Origin of the sequence: Frankia sp. KB5 (genome assembly GCF_002099325.1) — a bacterium.
Classification (GTDB): Bacteria; Actinomycetota; Actinomycetes; order Frankiales; family Frankiaceae; genus Frankia; species Frankia casuarinae.
In genome coordinates, this window is the sequence record NZ_MRUJ01000334.1 from 1 (window position 1) to 2,899 (window position 2,899).

Here is a 2,899-nt window from a genome sequence, read left to right on the forward strand (position 1 = left end):
CGCCCCCTATAGGCCAGGATGCGACGACACAGCGGGATGGTGCAAAGCCAGCGACACGGCGCGTCGGTGGAACCAGGGCGCTGACCTGCGACGCTGTGACGTACGCGGCCGATGCCAGCGATCAATGGTCCACATTAACCAGTCCACTCTGACTATCCCCGCTGGGCACCCGACCCGCACAGCGATCTTGCACGACAACCACGGTTGTCGATTGCGAAGCGGCAGCTACCCGACCCGCGACGAAGCATCTCCTTGGCTGACAACCAAGGTTGCCGGTGTGGGTCGTAACGTGACGATCGTGCCGGCCGGCCGGCCGGGCTGCGCTGYCCGACCGCCTCGCCAGGCGCTCAGCGGCCCGGTGCCGCAGGTCGGCAACGTCCGGGGTGCAGGTCATAACGAAGGCCAGCGTCACGGGGCTCTCGCCCTTGCTGGTGCGGCCGGCACATCGTGCCAGCCGTGGCCGGGTGGGAACCGAAGGAGTTCCCGAAATCGGTAGCGACTCCGGGAGCGGTCCGGTAATCTTTCAGTCGCTGCCCGCAATCAACCAGAATCTGGGCTGCTTCGGCCTCGCTTATCGTCGCGGGCGCCACGGCTGATGCTCACGGAAGGAGACCAGCGCAATGACGCCACCGGATGACCTCGTCATCGTGGTAGAGGAGTTGGCCACGATCCAGGACCGCGGCGACTTTCAGACCTCTGATGGACCCGTCGGTGACAGCGGCGAGAACAGGGACGGCTAAGCATCGACGTTAGCTGTCGCCGTACGACCCTGCCTCTCTTTCATCTGTTTCGGTTGGTTTTTCATGGCGATCTGGGTGCRGGCCGAAGGAGCCACCATGTAAAGGATGTTGATGGATCATCAGCTCATCCGCGATATAAAGACCGCGTTGGCATGGTCCAGACCCAGCTCGACACCCTCCCGGTTCCTACGGGGGACTCTTCCTGATTCTGGGATATGCCCCAGGGTGCTCACGCCGACCAGATTTCTAGACCTGATAATGAGACGAAGCCTTGTCTCGCCCCAGATGCGGTGCTTTCAAAACGAATCAGAGCTGCATCCAAACTCCTTGCTTCAGATGAACACGACGAGGCGAGGGCAGGTCACTCCGATGGTCGATATGCGCCGGCTGGCCGGACTTTTGCAATCAGGCTGCACCCTGGTGTTGGACGCGGTCAACCACTTTGATCCGACGCTAGAGGTTGCGTGCCGAGCGTTTCAATGGTGGTTGCGCGCGCCTGTGCAGGCGAACGTGTACCTCACAACGGGCGACGCGGCGGGTTTCTCCCTACACTGGGATGATCACGACGTCATCGTCCTACAGTTAGCTGGCGACAAAGAGTGGGAGGTCCGGGGTCCGTCTCGCCGTGCTCCCATGTACCGCGACGCCGCACCCAATACTGAGCCTCCCAAAGACATCGTGTGGTCTGGTACCGTGAATACCGGTGACGTGTTGTATATTCCCCGGGGCCACTGGCATCGGGCGAGCCGCACCAGCAGAGGTGACGGGTTTAGCCTTCATGCTACCTTTGGGTTCACGAGACGAACGGGCGTCGATTGGTTGGCTTGGCTTGCGGACCAGTCGCGCCGCGAAGAGGTGTTTCGGGAGGATCTGAATCAGCGGGGAGAAGACCCGAAAGAACATCAAAACGACGGCGAGAAAATTATTGTTGCCGCATCGCGTCTTCTTACGTCACATCCGCCGGCCCATTACTTGGAATCCGTGGCGCATGCCACCTCCGCAGGCCGGTATGTCTCCACAGCCGGCATTTTTGGTCCGCCATCCGCGGTCGTGTGCGTTACTGATTTTCCACCTCAGATAGAGACCCAGGGCGATACAGTGGCGGTCGCGACGGCRGAGAAACGGATCGTCTTCACCAGGAAAGCATTACCAGCCCTTGGGTTGCTTCTGTCGGGCAATCCTGTGTGCCTTGACTACGTATCGTCCGCAGCGGGGATCGATGGCGCGCGCCTTGGGGAGATACTTGTCCGGGAGGGCATATGCGYGGAACTGACTCCGGAATTATTCTCGGGCTATACCGGTCTGACCACAGACGGCAAGCTTTAGAGGATGCCCTTGCCGTTGGCATTCAATGCCTAGACACAAGCTACAACTATCATGGGTTCGACTCGCATCGCCTTCTCTCAAGCGTCGTGGGCGATTTACTTTCCATGTTCTCCATCTCGACGAAAGTCGGCTTCTTCCGAGAGTCCGGACGGGTAGTTCACACCCTCGCTCCCGGCCGGCTTCGCCGTGCGGTGGAGGAATCAGCGTGCGACCTTGGACGCATCCCGGACGTCGTCTTTCTGCATAATCCTGAGAAGTCCCTTGTGGGAGTGAGCCCCGTACAAGCCCGTGAGCGCTTGGATGCGGCGTGCGCGGCGCTGTATGAAGCGGTAGCCATGGGTCTGTGCGCGTCGTGGGGAATATCGTCCTGGGATACGGCGCCGCTGATCCGGGCGCTTGACGGCGATCTCTTCGCGAAGGCTCCCACGCCAGACGTGCTCATGGTCCGCGCGGGGCTGACGGTGCCGTCTGACCAGCTCGACGCGAGCGAGCGGGCGGCGCAACGTCTGGGCGTCCCGTCCGATCGCCTGTGGGGGATGAGCCCGTTCGGCGGGGACGCCGCACGCGACGTCTGGAAGAGAATTAAGGCGGCCACCTTTCTTCAGCCAAACGAAGAAGGGTCAAATGTGCAAGCCGTCTTCCGCGTGTCATATGAGCTGCCAAGAGTAACGCGGATAGCCGTGAGTTCCGGCAGCACAGACCATATGAGGGAACTTGTGTCAGCCGAAGCGCTAAAGGTTGACCTAGACCAGATCGCTCGTTATCGGCAGCTCCTCCGTGAGAGAGGCGCTCACATCTGAAGGTCTTTCACCAGCCTTTCGACAGCCTGACAT

2 protein-coding genes are annotated in these 2,899 nt (G+C 60.8%); both read left to right on the top strand.

The genetic code is table 11. From position 1 onward, the window contains the following. Positions 1-851 precede the first annotated feature (851 nt). The gene (locus KBI5_RS23810) at positions 852-2,066 is read left to right on the top strand and encodes a cupin domain-containing protein (protein WP_085016542.1); all 1,215 of its coding nucleotides are present in this window, start codon (positions 852-854) and stop codon (positions 2,064-2,066) included. Further along, the gene (locus KBI5_RS23815) at positions 2,000-2,866 is read left to right on the top strand and encodes an aldo/keto reductase (RefSeq protein WP_035912887.1); all 867 of its coding nucleotides are present in this window, start codon (positions 2,000-2,002) and stop codon (positions 2,864-2,866) included. The genes KBI5_RS23810 and KBI5_RS23815 overlap by 67 nt, the downstream gene beginning before the upstream one ends. The last annotated feature ends 33 nt before the right edge of the window (positions 2,867-2,899 follow it).